Origin of the sequence: Bacillus sp. ISL-35 (assembly GCF_018613355.1) — a bacterium.
Taxonomy (GTDB): domain Bacteria; phylum Bacillota; class Bacilli; order Bacillales; family Cytobacillaceae; genus Mesobacillus.
The window spans coordinates 56,479-72,155 of record NZ_JAGGQK010000003.1 but is presented as its reverse complement, the minus strand read 5'-3'; the positions used below and the strand labels follow the sequence as shown (position 1 = coordinate 72,155).

15 protein-coding genes and 1 riboswitch are annotated in these 15,677 nt (G+C 47.4%); of the genes, 14 read left to right on the top strand and 1 reads right to left on the bottom strand.

From position 1 onward, the window contains the following. The first annotated feature begins 667 nt into the window (after nt 1-667). A complete protein-coding gene (locus J7E38_RS06175) occupies nt 668-2,374 on the top strand; it encodes a methyl-accepting chemotaxis protein (RefSeq protein WP_214709770.1) in 1,707 nt (568 codons plus the stop codon). A 49-nt stretch (nt 2,375-2,423) separates the two neighbouring features. Here the strand turns inward: J7E38_RS06175 and J7E38_RS06170 are convergent, their stop codons facing one another. Beyond that, nucleotides 2,424-2,780 carry an NIPSNAP family protein gene (locus tag J7E38_RS06170; protein WP_215038266.1) on the bottom strand — a complete coding sequence of 119 codons (357 nt, stop codon included), beginning with the start codon at nt 2,778-2,780 and terminating at the stop codon, nt 2,424-2,426. 219 nt (nt 2,781-2,999) lie between these two features. Here J7E38_RS06170 and J7E38_RS06165 point away from each other — a divergent pair, with 219 nt between their 5' ends. From J7E38_RS06165 to purH, 13 genes are all read left to right on the top strand, one after another. Further along, on the top strand, nt 3,000-3,542 hold the full coding sequence (locus tag J7E38_RS06165; RefSeq protein WP_214709766.1) for a DUF2179 domain-containing protein: 543 nt from the start codon (nt 3,000-3,002) through the stop codon (nt 3,540-3,542). After that, a complete protein-coding gene (locus J7E38_RS06160) occupies nt 3,539-3,745 on the top strand; it encodes an NETI motif-containing protein (RefSeq protein ID WP_214709764.1) in 207 nt (68 codons plus the stop codon). Before J7E38_RS06165 ends, J7E38_RS06160 begins: the two co-directional genes overlap by 4 nt. Before the next feature lie 113 nt (nt 3,746-3,858). Next, a riboswitch (purine riboswitch) is annotated at nt 3,859-3,960 on the top strand. 137 nt (nt 3,961-4,097) lie between these two features. Further along, a complete protein-coding gene (gene purE / locus J7E38_RS06155; protein ID WP_214709762.1) occupies nt 4,098-4,580 on the top strand; it encodes a 5-(carboxyamino)imidazole ribonucleotide mutase in 483 nt (160 codons plus the stop codon). Continuing rightward, nucleotides 4,567-5,727, top strand: coding sequence for a 5-(carboxyamino)imidazole ribonucleotide synthase (gene purK, locus J7E38_RS06150; protein ID WP_215038264.1), 1,161 nt, complete (start codon nt 4,567-4,569; stop codon nt 5,725-5,727). Before purE ends, purK begins: the two co-directional genes overlap by 14 nt. Continuing rightward, nucleotides 5,724-7,016, top strand: a complete 1,293-nt coding sequence (gene purB / locus J7E38_RS06145) for an adenylosuccinate lyase (RefSeq protein WP_214709758.1) — start codon at nt 5,724-5,726, stop codon at nt 7,014-7,016. Before purK ends, purB begins: the two co-directional genes overlap by 4 nt. A gap of 82 nt (nt 7,017-7,098) precedes the next feature. Beyond that, complete coding sequence (gene purC / locus J7E38_RS06140; RefSeq protein WP_214709756.1) at nt 7,099-7,812, top strand: phosphoribosylaminoimidazolesuccinocarboxamide synthase; 714 nt, start codon at nt 7,099-7,101, stop codon at nt 7,810-7,812. Beyond that, nucleotides 7,805-8,059, top strand: a complete 255-nt coding sequence (purS, locus tag J7E38_RS06135) for a phosphoribosylformylglycinamidine synthase subunit PurS (protein WP_214709754.1) — start codon at nt 7,805-7,807, stop codon at nt 8,057-8,059. Before purC ends, purS begins: the two co-directional genes overlap by 8 nt. After that, entirely contained in the window at nt 8,056-8,742 is a 687-nt protein-coding gene (purQ, locus tag J7E38_RS06130) for a phosphoribosylformylglycinamidine synthase subunit PurQ (RefSeq protein WP_214709752.1), read from the top strand. Before purS ends, purQ begins: the two co-directional genes overlap by 4 nt. Next, a complete protein-coding gene (gene purL, locus J7E38_RS06125) occupies nt 8,726-10,942 on the top strand; it encodes a phosphoribosylformylglycinamidine synthase subunit PurL (RefSeq protein ID WP_214709750.1) in 2,217 nt (738 codons plus the stop codon). Before purQ ends, purL begins: the two co-directional genes overlap by 17 nt. Continuing rightward, entirely contained in the window at nt 10,927-12,339 is a 1,413-nt protein-coding gene (gene purF, locus J7E38_RS06120) for an amidophosphoribosyltransferase (RefSeq protein WP_214709748.1), read from the top strand. Before purL ends, purF begins: the two co-directional genes overlap by 16 nt. A 125-nt stretch (nt 12,340-12,464) precedes the next feature. Continuing rightward, on the top strand, nt 12,465-13,508 hold the full coding sequence (gene purM / locus J7E38_RS06115; protein WP_214709746.1) for a phosphoribosylformylglycinamidine cyclo-ligase: 1,044 nt from the start codon (nt 12,465-12,467) through the stop codon (nt 13,506-13,508). Then, nucleotides 13,505-14,107: a phosphoribosylglycinamide formyltransferase gene (gene purN, locus J7E38_RS06110; RefSeq protein ID WP_214709744.1), complete on the top strand. Its 603-nt coding sequence runs from the start codon at nt 13,505-13,507 to the stop codon at nt 14,105-14,107. The genes purM and purN overlap by 4 nt, the downstream gene beginning before the upstream one ends. Beyond that, a complete protein-coding gene (purH, locus tag J7E38_RS06105) occupies nt 14,086-15,624 on the top strand; it encodes a bifunctional phosphoribosylaminoimidazolecarboxamide formyltransferase/IMP cyclohydrolase (RefSeq protein ID WP_214709742.1) in 1,539 nt (512 codons plus the stop codon). The genes purN and purH overlap by 22 nt, the downstream gene beginning before the upstream one ends. Nucleotides 15,625-15,677: the final 53 nt, after the last annotated feature.

Below are 15,677 nucleotides of genomic sequence, written 5' to 3'. Positions count from 1 at the left end.
GAGTAGGACGCCGCCGGGCACCAAAAGAACAGCTATAATGGCTGTTCTTTTTTGTGTGAAAATACTGTTAAGTCGACAGAGTGAAACTGTACCATATTGATATGATAACCGTGAAGCTATCTGGGCCCTGAGCGTTCTCGGATAAAATTAAGGAATAGAAAGTTCTCCGTAGGTGAAATACTCCCAGAAAGATAGCTTCATAGCGAAGATGTTCCTCTCCTGCACTGGACTCCGTGAAAAACAGTATTAGATTCCTTGAAACAGTACAGGATCCCGCGAAATCTGTGCTGAATACCGCGAAACCAGAACCGGCCCCCGCAAATCAGTATTGGATCCCGCGAAACCAGTACCAGATTCCGTGAAATCAGTGTTGCATTCCGCGAAAAACCAGATTAATTCTGCGAATTTTACATGCAATTCCGCGACTTGGAAAAAACCCAGGATTTTTACCAGTTAAATCGGAGAAAAAACAGCATGTGACCAGCCACTAAAAAAACCGCACAATAAGATTGTTTATTCCATCCACTTTTTAAATTTTGTCAAATTAATGAAATCCCCTGTGAGGTAATTAAAAAATACAGAAATCTTCCGATATAACCTGAGTATTTATTGTTTCTATCGTTACAAACAATAAAGAGTCAGTTTACATCAAGGGGGAACAAGTATTTTGAGGAAAAACAAGTCTGGATTAAAGTTGAAGTTAGGGACTAAAATCAATTTAATCGTATTGAGCACTGTTCTGTTGCTCTCTGTGATCATTGGTGCCATCGTTACCAGGGAAGTGACGACGGGAATCAAATCTTTTGCAGTGGAGAAAGCAAAAGGGGATTTGGCTTTAAGTGAGCGATATATTAACAATAAATTCCCTGGCGAGTGGGAAATTAAAAATGGAAAGCTATTTAAGGGGAACCAGGTTTTTAATGAAAATTATGATCTCGTCGACAAAATTGGAAATGATACAGGAGATACAGTCACTATTTTTCAGGAAAATACTCGAATTGCCACAAACGTTATGCTCGAGGGAAAGCGTGCTGTCGGGACGACTGTTTCAGAAGAAGTTGCTGATGTTGTTCTGAAGCAGGGGAAGCCTTATTATGGAGAAGCCAATGTGGCCGGGCATTCCTACCAAACAGCTTATGAGCCCATAATGGATCAAAACGGCAAGGCAATCGGGATTCTGTACGTTGGTGCTTCTGAAAAGATCATCGATCACATTCTGTCTTCTTTTATGACGAAGTTTTTGATCCAGGTCGTTATCGTTCTAATCCTCGCATTTATTGGAATCTATTTGTTTACACGTATTTTACGAAGAAGACTTAATGCTATTTCAGCAGCGATGATCAAGGCAGGCGCCGGAGACTTCACAGCTGTTGTTGAAGACAACAGTGGAGATGAGCTAAGTGACCTTGCGGAAAGTTATAATAGCATGAAAGAAAACTTGAGCACGATGCTGCAAGATGTTCTTGAAACATCAGAACAGGTTGCGGCATCATCTGAACAGCTGACTGCAGGTGCTGAACAGACAAGCAGGGCGACAGAGCAAATAACCGAAGCGATCCAGCAGGTCGCCAGCGGTTCTGACACGCAAACACAAGGTGTAGAGGAAAGTGCAAGGGCGTTGGAGGAACTGGCAAGGGGAGTGGCAGAGATTGCGGAAACTTCCTCATTGATTGCTGAGTCAAGTTCAGAAGCAAGTGAACATGCCAAACAGGGTGGTGCATTTGTCGAAGAGACAGCAAGCCAAATGAATATGATTCACACTTCTGTAGAAGAAACTGGAGAAGTTTTCAGTTTGCTGAATGAAAGGTCAAGGGAAATTGACAATATCTCAAAGGTGATTACAGAGATTGCGGACCAAACCAATTTGCTCGCCTTGAATGCGGCCATTGAAGCAGCGAGGGCAGGGGAACATGGCAAAGGATTTGCCGTTGTTGCAGCTGAGGTCAGGAAGCTGGCTGAACAATCACAAAAATCTTCTTCTCAGATTTCCGATTTGATCAGACAGATACAAATTGATATGGAGCAGTCTAACAATTCGATTGAGCATGTCAAAAAAGAAGTGGTAAGCGGCCTGGGAATCGTAGAAGGAACGCAAAAAAGCTTCCAGGAAATCCTTCATTCTATGGAAAATATGAGTGCGCGAATCGAAGAGATGGCAGCCACTGCGGAACAGATGTCTGCGAGCACAGAGGAAATCTCCGCAACCGTCAATGAGGTATCGACGATTTCAAAGGATTCTTCTGTCCATACTCAAAATGTCGCGGCTTCAGCTGAGGAACAATTAGCATCCATGGAGGAAATCACAGCATCAGCCAATAACTTGTCTACAATGGCAGAAACTTTAAAAGAAACAGTTAGCGCATTTAAAATATAATGAAAACCATCAAGCCCTTCCTGGAACGGATGCTGGCTTGATGGTTTTTTTATGACATGTTCATTGCTGTGTCAATTGTGGAATGGATCTTTTCATTCCTGATTTCTAAAAGGTATTCCCTTTTTATATAATCGCGGCCGCCGTGTTCTTCATACCAGTTCTGAATCCGTTGGACATGTTCGATGTCATTCCTGATGTTGTTTTCGATGCTTACGTAGTCCTCGTAGCTGTCATACTCCCAAATCGCGAAAATTTCCGTTGTTTTCTCATCAAGCGGGACCATCCATCTTCCTGTTAATCGGGATCCGTGTTTCAGTTGATTTGGCAGGTTAATCTCATTAAAAAGCCTATTAAATGTATCGACAAATTCATTTTTTACAATGTAAAATTTTCTTCGGTAAAACACTTTTACCACCTCTCCTTTTAACATTTGGTATACTCTTCCATTTTAAACGAATTGTATTGATTTATAAAAATAAATTTCAAATAGTTTCAAAAGGTGTGCTTGAGGAAACCTTAAAATAAGAAATCTTTTTTGTTCGTCATTTTGCAAGTTACTTTACAAGTGATTTGATTAATGCGAACATTAAGGCTTATTAGATGAGATGTCTGGAGGGGTTATTGAATGCTGGAGAATGGGTTTGCCATGGTAGCCATCATCTTAATCATTAATATTGTGTATGTGTCTTTTTTTACAATCAGGATGATCCTGACGTTGAAGGGACAGCGTTATTTGGCTGCAGGACTGAGCATGATCGAAGTGGTGATATATGTAGTCGGACTCGGGCTGGTACTTGAGAATTTGAATCAGATTCAGAACTTGGTTGCCTATGCTGTCGGTTATGGTATTGGTGTCATCGTCGGAATGAAAATTGAAGAGAAGCTGGCGCTTGGATATATTACGATTAATGTCATTACAAAGGAATACGACAGGGACTTGCCTAAAGCTTTACGGGAACAGGGGTATGGTGTGACAGACTGGGCAGCGCATGGGCTTGAGGGCGACCGGATGGCGTTGCAAATCCTGACGCCGAGGAAATATGAATTGAAGCTTTACCAGACGATCAAGGAGCTTGACCCGAAAGCATTTATCATCGCTTATGAACCGAAAGCGATTCATGGCGGGTTCTGGGTAAAATCAGTTCGGAAAGGAAAGCTGTTCTCATGAGCAAGGTTAGGAAGAAACAGATGTATGAAGTTGGCGAGCATGAATCAATCGATGATTGCCTTAATAGAATGAAGAAGGACGGCTTTGCCCCTGTCCGCAGGATGGAAAAGCCGATTTTCAAGGAAGTAGAAAAGAATGGCACTATGGAATATGAGCCTGCTGGAAGGCAGATTATTTTTGAAGCGAAGTTGATTGAAAGCTGAATTGCGTTAGTTATTTAAAGTTCTAAACACGAACGATTTAAAATGGAAATTATATAACGTTCGATTATTGATTGACAAAAAGTCTAAATGGTTGTTAAGATGTAGTTGTCGAAAGTGAAATTCAGTTACTCCCTCGTATAATAATGGGGATATGGCCCATGAGTCTCTACCTGGTAACCGTAAATTGCCGGACTATGAGGGAAAGTAGTTTTTTAAAGTGAAGGGAAAAGAAATCGCATGTACTTGTGGGTTTCTTTGCGTTTGCACCCGGACGGACTACTTTCTCTTCTAACAGAGGAAGCAGTCTATCCGGGTTTTTTGTTTTGGAAACTCCAAAGGGAGGTTTAGGTATATGACCGTTGCAGTTATTATGGGGAGCAAATCGGATTGGGAAACGATGAAGCATGCGTGTGACATGCTGGATCGCTTAGAAATTTCTTATATAAAGAAGGTAGTTTCCGCACATCGGACACCGGATTTAATGTTTGAGTTTGCCGAGAATGCGAGAGATGAGGGAATCAAAGTCATCATCGCCGGAGCGGGCGGAGCAGCTCATCTGCCGGGCATGGTTGCAGCGAAAACCACGCTTCCTGTTATCGGGGTGCCGGTGCAGTCGAGAGCGCTCAACGGCCTGGATTCATTGCTATCGATTGTCCAGATGCCAGGCGGCGTACCGGTTGCGACAGTGGCGATCGGAAAAGCGGGAGCAACGAACGCGGGATTGCTCGCGGCTCAGATTTTGGGTGCATTTGATGGTGAAGTTGCGGAAAGGCTGGCGGATTTACGGGAAGAAACTAAAATGTCAGTGATGGAAAGCAGTGATGAGCTTGTCTAAATTGATTTTACCAGGAGAGACGATCGGAATCATTGGCGGCGGGCAGCTTGGCAAGATGATGGCACTGTCGGCAAAAGCGATGGGTTTCAGGGTGATTGTGCTTGACCCGACCGCGGATTGTCCGTGCGGCCAGGTCGCTGACGAGCAGATTGTCAGCGGTTATGCTGACCTGGAAAAAATAAAGCAGCTGTCTGAACAGAGTGATGTGATCACTTATGAGTTCGAGAATATCGACGCTGATGCGCTTGAATGGTTGAATAAATACGCTTATGTACCGCAGGGGACCGAATTGCTTAGGGTCACTCAGGACAGGATAGAAGAGAAGCGCCATATCGAGGCAGCCGGAGTGAGAGTGGCTCCCTATGTGGCAGTGACAAGAGTGGAAGATGTGAGGAATGGTGTTGAGGAGCTGAGTTTGCCGGCAGTATTGAAGACAGCACGTGGCGGATATGACGGCAAAGGGCAGCTAGTGATCAGGTCGATTGATGATATCCCATTGGCTGAAACACTTGTCAGCCAGGGTGAATGTGTGCTGGAAAAATGGATTCCGTTTGAAAAAGAGATCTCGGTGATCATTACCCGCGGGACAACAGGTGAGACAGTTGTTTTCCCGGTCGCTGAAAATATTCATAAGGAAAACATCCTGCATCAGACGATTGTGCCGGCGAGGATCAGCATGGAAGCTGAAGAAAAGGCAATAAAAGCAGCGAAGCAGATTGCTGAGGGGTTAGGTTTAACCGGGACGCTGGCTGTTGAAATGTTTTTAGCTGCAAATGATGAATTGTACATAAACGAATTGGCACCGAGACCGCATAACTCGGGGCATTATAGTATTGAAGCCTGTGAGACATCGCAGTTCGAGCAGCATATTAGGGCGGTATGCGGCTGGCCGCTTGGCAGCACGAACTTGCTTAAGCCTGCTGTGATGGTGAATATCCTGGGTGAGCACCAGCAGCCATTATTGGATAAAATCGCTGAAGTGCAGGATTGGAAGATTCACTTATATGGCAAAAAAGAAGCAAAGCATAAACGGAAAATGGGGCATGTGACCCTTTTACGAGAGACAGTAGAGAGTGCGCTAGAGGAAGCTGAGGAAAGCGGCATCTGGGAAAGCGCAGCAGAAATGATCGGAGGACAAAAAAGATGATAGATCGTTATACAAGACCGGAAATGGGAGCAATCTGGACGGAGGAAAATCGCTTTAAAGCATGGCTCGAGGTTGAGATTCTTGCATGTGAAGCGTGGGCAGAGCTTGGCGAGATTCCAAAGGAAGATGTGAAGAAGCTGCGGGAGAATGCCTCTTTTGATATTGACCGGATCAAAGAGATCGAGGAAGAGACACGCCATGATGTGGTTGCTTTTACAAGAGCGGTGTCTGAAACGCTTGGCGAGGAGCGCAAATGGGTGCATTATGGCCTGACTTCGACGGATGTGGTCGATACAGCTTTATCGTATGTGCTTAAACAGGCAAATGAGATTTTGCTGAAGGACCTTGAAAACTTTGTTGGGATTTTGGCGAACAAGGCAAAAGAACATAAATACACGGTTATGATGGGCCGTACGCATGGTGTCCATGCTGAGCCGACGACTTTTGGCTTGAAGCTGGCGCTCTGGCTTGAGGAAATGAAACGCAATCTTGAGCGATTCAAAATGGCATCCCGCGACGTCGAATTCGGCAAGATTTCCGGTGCGGTTGGAACGTATGCGAATATCGATCCATTCGTTGAATCATATGTGTGTGAAAAATTAGGGCTGCAGCCGGCACCGATTTCGACCCAGACTTTACAGCGTGACCGCCATGCATTCTATATGGGGACGCTTGCTTTGATTGCGACTTCGATTGAAAAATTCGCAGTGGAGATTCGCGGCTTGCAAAAAAGCGAAACTCGTGAAGTTGAGGAGTTCTTTGCGAAAGGACAGAAGGGTTCATCGGCCATGCCGCATAAGCGCAACCCGATTGGCTCTGAAAACATGACAGGGATGGCTCGCGTTATCCGCGGCTATATGACAACGGCTTACGAAAATGTGCCACTATGGCACGAGCGCGATATCTCGCATTCATCGGCGGAGAGAATCATTTTACCGGATGCGACAATCGCATTGAATTATATGCTGAACCGCTTTGGCAATATCGTCAAGAACCTGACGGTGTACCCGGAGAATATGAAGCGCAATATGGATCGGACACTTGGCTTGATTTATTCCCAGCGTGTACTGCTGGCGTTGATCGATAAGGGCATGTCCCGTGAGGAAGCGTACGATACTGTTCAGCCGCGTGCGATGGAAGCATGGGAAAAGCAGGTGCAGTTCCGCAGCCTGATCGAACAGGATGAAAAGATTTCCGGACTGCTGAGTGAAGCGGAAATCGCTGACTGCTTTGATTACAACTACCATATCAAGCATGTGGATATGATTTTTGAAAGACTGGGACTTTAATACGAACGGGCAAGTTTTCTTGCCCTTCTTTTATCTCTAGGTGACTGAAGATTGCCAATTATCTCAATCGGAGGGCGTTGAAATGGAAGAGCTGTTATACGAAGGGAAAGCGAAGCGGATTTACGCGACAGATCAAGAGGATGTAGTCAGGGTTCAATACAAGGATTCTGCGACGGCCTACAATGGCGAGAAAAAAGCAGAGATTGCCGGCAAGGGCAGGCTGAATAACGAGATTACGAGTCTATTATTTTCGAAGCTTGGCAAAGCGGGGATCCAATCGCATTTTATCGAGAAAATTTCCGAGAATGAGCAGCTGGTGAAGCGTGTACAGATCATCCCGCTCGAAGTGGTTGTCAGGAATTTCGCTGCGGGCAGTTTTTCAAAGCGCCTTGGGATTGAGGAAGGCAAAAAGCTTTCAAGGCCAATCGTTGAGTTTTACCTGAAGGATGATGGACTTGGCGACCCGCTGATTACAGATGATCATGTGGATGTACTGAATTTGGCAGCTGCAGAGGAAGTGGCTGAACTGAAGGCAGCAGCTTTGAAAATTAATGAAGTGCTTGGCGGATTTTTCGCTGAAATAGGTGTGAGATTAATAGATTTTAAGCTAGAGTTCGGCAAGGATACTGACGGAAAGATCCTGCTGGCGGATGAGATTTCGCCTGATACATGCCGCCTCTGGGATATGAAGACGCAACAGAAGCTTGACAAAGATGTGTTCCGCCGGGATTTAGGGAACCTGACAGATGCTTACGAAACCATTTTAACGAGATTGGGAGGACAATTGCATGTATAAAGTTAAGGTGTATGTCACGTTAAGGGAAAGTGTTTTGGATCCACAGGGGACGGCTGTTAAAAAATCGCTTGCGACTCATGGTTACGAAGGCATCCAAGATGTCCGAATCGGCAAGTATATGGAACTTACTTTGGATGAGAGTGTAAAAGATGTTGACGGTACTGTGAAGGAAATGTGCGAGCGCCTGCTGGCAAATCCGGTGATTGAGGATTACAGGTATGAAGTTGAGGAGGTTGTTGCACAGTGAAATTTGCGGTGATCGTATTTCCGGGTTCAAACTGTGACATCGACATGTACCATGCGGTAAAGGATGAGCTTGGCGAAGAAGCAGAGTATGTCTGGCATGATGCTGAAAGTCTTGAAGGCTATGACGCTGTGCTTTTGCCAGGTGGTTTCTCATATGGAGATTACTTGAGATCAGGCGCGATTGCACAGTTCAGCAATGTCATGAAGGAAGTTGTCAAAGCTGCTGAAGCCGGAAAGCCTGTGCTTGGCGTCTGCAACGGATTTCAGATTTTGCTAGAGGCAGGCCTTCTTCCGGGGGCAATGCGCCGCAATGACAGCCTGAAGTTTATCTGCAAGCAGGTCGAGCTGAAGGTGGAGAATAACGAAACAATGTTTTCAGCTGGCTATGAAAAAGGCGAGGTCATCACAATTCCGGTTGCACATGGTGAAGGCAACTATTATTGCGATAAAGAGACGCTTGTTCAATTGAAGTCGAATAATCAAATCGTGTTCACATACGAATGCGAGAACCCGAACGGAAGCCTTGAGAATATTGCCGGGATCATCAATGAACGAGGAAACGTCCTCGGAATGATGCCGCATCCGGAGCGTGCAGTCGATGAGCTGCTGGGCGGAGCGGACGGCCTGAAACTTTTCAAATCAATCGTCAAACAGTGGAGGGAAGCAAATGCGGTTAATGCTTGAACCAAGTCCAGAGCAAATTAAACAGGAAAAAATCTATCGTGAAATGGGACTTTCAGACAGCGAGTTTGCTTCTGCCGAAAAGATCCTTGGACGTACTCCTAACTATACAGAGACTGGCTTGTTCTCGGTTATGTGGTCAGAGCATTGCAGCTACAAGAACTCCAAGCCAGTCCTGAAAAAGTTCCCTGTCACAGGCGAGCGCGTGCTTCAGGGACCGGGCGAGGGTGCAGGGATCGTGGATATTGGTGATGGCCAGGCGGTGGTTTTCAAGATCGAGAGCCATAACCATCCTTCAGCAATCGAGCCTTATCAGGGGGCAGCAACGGGTGTTGGCGGAATCATCCGCGATGTATTTTCGATGGGAGCAAGGCCAATTGCATTGTTGAATTCGCTCCGTTTTGGCGAGTTAGAATCGCCACGGGTGAAATATTTGTTTGAACAAGTTGTTGCCGGTATTGCCGGTTACGGGAACTGCATCGGCATTCCGACGGTTGGCGGCGAGGTTCAGTTTGATGGTGCTTATGAAGGAAATCCGCTAGTTAACGCAATGTGCGTTGGTTTGATCAACCATGAGGACATTAAAAAAGGCCAGGCGCATGGTGTTGGAAATACCGTCATGTACGTTGGAGCAAAGACTGGGCGTGACGGAATCCATGGGGCGACATTCGCGTCCGAGGAATTGAATGAAGCATCTGAAGAGAAGCGTCCTGCTGTGCAGGTTGGCGATCCGTTTATGGAAAAATTGCTGTTGGAAGCTTGCCTTGAGCTGGTGAAAAATGATGCACTTGTCGGCATCCAGGATATGGGCGCGGCCGGTTTGACCAGTTCGTCTGCTGAGATGGCGAGCAAGGCTGGTTCAGGAATCGAAATGAATCTTGACCTCGTGCCGCAGCGTGAAACAGGCATGACTCCTTACGAGATGATGCTTTCCGAATCACAGGAACGTATGCTGATCGTCGTGGAAAAAGGCCGTGAACAGGAAATCATCGATCTTTTTTCAAAATATGAGCTCGAAGCGGTTGCGATTGGAAAAGTAACAGAAGACAAGATGCTTCGTCTTTTACATAAAGGGGAAGTGGTTGCTGATGTTCCGGCAGATGCGCTGGCTGAAGAAGCACCAGTCTATTACAAACCATCCAGCGAACCAGCTTATTTCCGTGAGTTCCAGGACATGGACAATGAGGTTCCAGAAGTTGAAAACTATGAAGCTACTCTATTGCAATTGCTGCAACAGCCGACAATTGCGAGTAAAGAGTGGGTTTACGATCAATATGACCATATGGTACGCACGAGCACGGTTGTTTCACCTGGTTCGGATGCAGCTGTGGTCAGAATTCGCGGTACGGAAAAAGGTCTGGCGATGACGACCGACTGCAACTCTCGTTATATCTATTTAGATCCGGAAACAGGCGGGAAGATTGCCGTTGCTGAGGCGGCGCGCAATATCGTCTGCTCAGGCGGAGAGCCGCTTGCAATCACAGACTGCCTGAATTTCGGGAATCCGGAGAAGCCAGAAATTTTCTGGCAGTTTGAAAAAGCAGTCGACGGCATGAGTGAAGCTTGCCGGACGCTGAGTACGCCTGTTATCGGCGGAAACGTGAGTCTGTATAACGAAACAAACGGAACAGCTGTCTACCCTACGCCTGTTGTCGGTATGGTTGGATTAGTTGAAAATCTGAAGCACGTTACAACACAGCATTTTAAAAATGCCGGTGATTTGATTTATCTATTGGGTGACACGAAGGATGAGTTTGGCGGCAGTGAGCTCCAGAAGCTTATGAACGGCCGGATTTTTGGCAAGGCACCTGAACTGGATTTAGAAGTGGAAGCCAGCTATCAAGCGCAAATTTTAACAGCGATTAGAAACGGTCTTGTTGCATCTGCACATGATGTTGCAGAGGGTGGCGTGGCGGTTGCACTTGCTGAATCCGTTATCGGCAGCAAGAGTCTTGGAGCTGAAGTTGAACTGGAAGGTAATGCTGTATCGGCGTTGTTCAGCGAGTCGCAATCCCGCTTCATTTTATCAGTAAAACCTGAAAACCAGATTGAGTTTGAGAGTTTAACAGATGCGATGCTGATCGGGAAAGTAGCTGAAGCGCCAGTTTTAAAGATTAATGTAAATGGTATGAATGTGATCAATCAAGATGCAGAGGGGCTGAAAAAGGCCTGGAAAGGAGCCATCCCATGCTTGCTGAACTAAAAGGCTTGAATGAGGAATGCGGCGTTTTTGGTATCTGGGGACATCCTGAGGCATCACAAATTACTTACTACGGCCTCCATAGCCTGCAGCATCGCGGCCAGGAAGGCACAGGAATCGTTGTCAGTGATGGCCAGCAGCTTAAGGGCCGGAAAGGCGAAGGGCTTGTGACGGAAATTTTCACTGCCGATGCAATGGATGATCTTCAGGGTGTCGGCGCCATCGGCCATGTCCGCTATGCGACTGCAGGAGGAGGCGGCTACGAGAATGTTCAGCCGCTGTTGTTCCAATCACAGAGCGGCGGACTTGCCCTTGCGCATAATGGCAATCTCGTGAATGCCGATGCATTGAGGAATCAGCTTGAGGCACAGGGGAGCATTTTCCAGACTAGCTCTGACACGGAGGTGCTGGCACATCTGATTAAGCGCGGCGGCTTCAGCCAGCTGAAGGATCGCGTGAAAAATGCCTTGCCGATGCTGAAGGGTGCTTATGCTTTTTTGATCATGACCGAGACAGAATTCATGGTCGCGCTCGATCCGCACGGGCTTCGTCCTTTGTCATTGGGCAGGCTTGGCGATGCGTATGTAGTAGCATCTGAGACTTGTGCGTTCGATATCGTCGGGGCAGAGTTTGTCAGGGACATCCTTCCTGGCGAACTGCTTGTGATCGATGCAGACGGCTTCCATTCTGAGATGTATTCAATGAGTTCTTCAACAGCAATCTGCACGATGGAGTATATCTATTTTTCGCGGCCGGACAGCAATATCCACGGTATCAACGTCCATGCTGCCCGCAAGAATCTCGGCAAGCAGCTGGCAAAAGAAGTGCCAATCGAGGCAGATGTTGTCACAGGTGTACCTGATTCAAGTATTTCCGCGGCCATCGGCTATGCCGAGGAATCGGGCATTCCATACGAAATGGGCCTGATTAAAAACCGTTATGTCGGCCGGACCTTCATCCAACCTTCCCAGTCGCTAAGGGAGCAGGGTGTGAAAATGAAGCTTTCACCGGTGCGCGGGATTGTGGAAGGCAAGCGTGTCATCATGGTCGACGATTCGATCGTGCGCGGCACGACAAGCCGCCGGATCGTGAAAATGCTGAAGGAAGCGGGCGCGACTGAGGTCCATGTTGTCATCAGTTCACCGCCAATCCAGAATCCGTGCTTTTACGGAATCGATACATCTACTCGCGAGGAGCTGATTGCTTCGGAACATTCGGTCGAAGAAATCCGTGAGTTGATCGGCGCGGACTCGCTGACGTTTTTGAGTGTCGAGGGCATGCTTGAGGCAATCGGACGCAATGAACCTGGCGAAACACGCGGCCAGTGCCTGGCATGTTTTACAGGTAAGTATCCGACCGAAATCTATCCGCAGGCAGTACCTGCCGGGCAGAAGTGCTGATGATAGGTTTCCATTAGAAGGATAACGGTGCAATTCCGCTAAAGGCGCACACTTGAAATGTAAAAGTTAATCATGAATTTATGGATGATAGATGAAGAAAAACAGCCAAATCGGAGGTAGTGAACATGGCAAATGCGTATAAGCAGGCTGGTGTGGATATAGAGGCCGGGTATGAAGCGGTCGAACGGATCAAAAAGCATGTGAATCGGACGGTCAGGCCTGGAGTATTCGGGGTGCTGGGCGGATTCGGCGGAATGTTCGACCTTTCAAGCCTTGGGCTGAAGGAGCCTGTACTCGTTTCGGGTACGGATGGTGTCGGAACGAAGCTGATGCTGGCTTTCATGATGGACCGCCATGATACAATTGGCATTGATGCGGTCGCGATGTGCGTGAATGACATCGTTGTCCAGGGGGCAGAACCGCTCTACTTCCTTGATTACATTGCCTGCGGCAAGGCCCAGCCTGAGAAAATCGAGGCGATTGTCAAAGGGATTGCCGATGGCTGCGAGCAGGCCGGCTGTGCTCTTGTCGGGGGCGAAACGGCGGAAATGCCTGGGATGTACTCTCCGGAAGAATATGATTTGGCTGGTTTTTCGGTTGGGGCATGTGAAAAAGCGGATATCATTACAGGACAGCAAATCAAGGAAGGCGATGTGCTGATCGGGCTTGCGTCAAGCGGCATCCATAGCAATGGCTACTCGCTTGTGCGCAAGGTGTTTTTTGAGCAGGCCGGCTGGGAGCTTAACCGACATGTGGAGGAGTTCGGCTGCACACTTGGAGAAGAGTTGCTGAAGCCGACCCGCATTTATGTAAAATCAGTGCTTGCCGCGATGAAGCAATTCGAGCTTAAAGGACTTGCCCACATTACAGGCGGCGGTTTTATCGAAAACATCCCGAGGATGCTGCCGGAAGGACTTGGCGCTGAGATCGAAGAAGGCAGCTGGGACATTCCCCAGGTGTTCAAGACATTGGAATCGTTAGCACAACTTGACCGCCAGGACATGTATAATACGTTTAATATGGGCATCGGCATGATAGTGGCTGTTGATCCGAAAATTGCACCAGAACTTGTTGGATTTTTTAACGAAAATGGTGAGCGAGCTTCGGTGATTGGAACAGTCACTGTTTCTGAAGGAATCCAGATAAAAACGGCTGGTGAAGCAATATGAAGAAAATCGCGGTGTTTGCATCTGGAAGCGGCAGCAATTTCCAGGCGATTGCGGTTGCTGCCCAGTCTGGAAGCCTGAATGCTGAAATCAGCCTGCTTGTATGCGATAAGCCGGGTGCGTTTGCAGTTGATCGTGCTGAAATGCTGGGGATTCCTGCCCTAGTTATCAGCCCGAAGAGTTATTCCTCCAAGGAAGCATATGAGGAAGAAATTTTACAAAAACTAACCAGCCTGGAAGTAGACATGATTGTTCTTGCCGGATATATGCGGCTGATTGGCTCGATATTGCTGAATGCGTTTGAGGGGAAGATCATCAATATCCACCCGTCGCTGCTGCCGGCTTTTCCCGGCAAGGATGCAATCGGCCAGGCGCTGGCAGCGGGAGTCGAGACAACGGGAGTGACGATTCACTATGTCGATGAAGGAATGGATACCGGCCCGGTTATCGCGAGTGCGTCAGTGAACATCATTGCTGGTGAGACAAGGGAGTCGCTCCAGAAGAAAATACAGCGAATCGAACACAGCTTGTATCCAGAGGTTTTGGAGGAGCTGCTTAACGGAAAAGAGGAGGCAGTACAATGGGAAAAAAGCGTGCACTGATCAGTGTTTCGAATAAAGAAGGAATAGTGGAATTGGCAAAGGAGCTTGTTGAGCTTGGATTTGAAATCGTCTCGACTGGCGGCACGAAGAATGCTCTGAAAGAAGGCGGAGTTCAGGTCATCGGCATCAGCGATGTCACTGGTTTTCCGGAAATTCTCGAAGGCCGCGTCAAGACGCTCCATCCAAAAATTCATGGCGGCTTGCTTGCGAAATATGACGACCCTTCACACCAGGCTCAGCTGTCTGAGAATGAAATCGAAAAAATTGAACTTGTCTGCGTCAACTTATATCCTTTCAAAGAAACCATTTCAAAGCCAGACATGACACCGGAAGATGCTATTGAAAACATCGATATCGGCGGTCCGGCGATGCTGCGCGCCTCAGCAAAAAACCATCAATACATAACCGTGCTCGTCGATCCTGCCGACTACAAGCAGGTCATCGAAGAATACAAAAATAACAATGAAACCACTCTGGAAACTCGCCGCACCCTGGCTGCAAAGGTGTTCCGCCACACTGCAGCATACGATGCGCTGATTGCTGAATACATGACAAATCTCGCAGGCGAGGAACAGCCGGAGAAAATGACGGTTACTTACGAGTTGAAGCAAAGCCTTCGATATGGCGAGAACCCGCATCAGAAGGCTGCTTTTTACAAAAAGCCGCTTGGCTCAGCATTTTCAGTTGCCGCAGCTGAACAGCTTCACGGAAAAGAGCTCTCTTATAACAATATCAATGACGCTAACGCTGCCTTGCAGATTGTAAAAGAATTCACTGAGCCTGCTGCGGTTGCCGTCAAGCATATGAATCCATGTGGTGTCGGCACTGGGAAAGATCTATTTGATGCTTTTGGAAAAGCATTTGAAGCGGATCCGGTTTCAATTTTCGGCGGCATCATCGCGCTGAATCGCGAGGTTGATGGCGAGACGGCACGCAAGCTGTATGAAATCTTCCTGGAAATCATCATCGCTCCTTCTTTTAGCGACGAGGCTCTTGAAATTTTAACAGGTAAGAAGAATCTTCGTTTGTTGAAGGTTGCCTTTGATGGCAATGGAGCAGGGGAAAATACCCTTTCCTCGATCGAGGGCGGCTTGCTTGTTCAGGAGCAGGATGCATTCGGATTTGATGACGCTGAAATTTCTGTGCCGACGAAACGCGAACCAACGGAAGCTGAGTGGGAAGCGTTGAAGCTCGGCTGGAAGGTTGTTAAGCATGTTAAGTCAAACGCAATCGTAGTAGCCGATAAGGATATGACGCTCGGAATCGGTGCCGGGCAGATGAACCGTGTGGGAGCTGCGAAAATCGCCCTTGAACAGGCTGGTTCGAAAGCGGAGGGAGCGGCGCTTGCATCTGATGCCTTCTTCCCGATGGATGACACCGTCGAAGCAGCGGCGAAAGCAGGAATCACGGCCATCATTCAGCCTGGGGGGTCGGTCCGTGACGAAGATTCCATTAAGAAGGCTGATGAATACGGTATTGCAATGGTGTTTACCGGAGTAAGGCATTTCAGACATTAATTTTAGGTGAATTTGACAGGATGCAGGTCAGTTCTGAACTAAACGGAGGTGCA

Coding starts and splice junctions, on each gene's coding strand:
- J7E38_RS06165 (WP_214709766.1), top strand. CDS start 3,000: ATGCTGGAGAATGGGTTTGCCATGGTAGCCATCATCTTAATCATTAAT.
- J7E38_RS06160 (WP_214709764.1), top strand. CDS start 3,539: ATGAGCAAGGTTAGGAAGAAACAGATGTATGAAGTTGGCGAGCATGAA.
- purE (WP_214709762.1), top strand. CDS start 4,098: ATGACCGTTGCAGTTATTATGGGGAGCAAATCGGATTGGGAAACGATG.
- purK (WP_215038264.1), top strand. CDS start 4,567: ATGAGCTTGTCTAAATTGATTTTACCAGGAGAGACGATCGGAATCATT.
- purB (WP_214709758.1), top strand. CDS start 5,724: ATGATAGATCGTTATACAAGACCGGAAATGGGAGCAATCTGGACGGAG.
- purC (WP_214709756.1), top strand. CDS start 7,099: ATGGAAGAGCTGTTATACGAAGGGAAAGCGAAGCGGATTTACGCGACA.
- purS (WP_214709754.1), top strand. CDS start 7,805: ATGTATAAAGTTAAGGTGTATGTCACGTTAAGGGAAAGTGTTTTGGAT.
- purL (WP_214709750.1), top strand. CDS start 8,726: ATGCGGTTAATGCTTGAACCAAGTCCAGAGCAAATTAAACAGGAAAAA.
- purF (WP_214709748.1), top strand. CDS start 10,927: ATGCTTGCTGAACTAAAAGGCTTGAATGAGGAATGCGGCGTTTTTGGT.
- purM (WP_214709746.1), top strand. CDS start 12,465: ATGGCAAATGCGTATAAGCAGGCTGGTGTGGATATAGAGGCCGGGTAT.
- purN (WP_214709744.1), top strand. CDS start 13,505: ATGAAGAAAATCGCGGTGTTTGCATCTGGAAGCGGCAGCAATTTCCAG.
- purH (WP_214709742.1), top strand. CDS start 14,086: ATGGGAAAAAAGCGTGCACTGATCAGTGTTTCGAATAAAGAAGGAATA.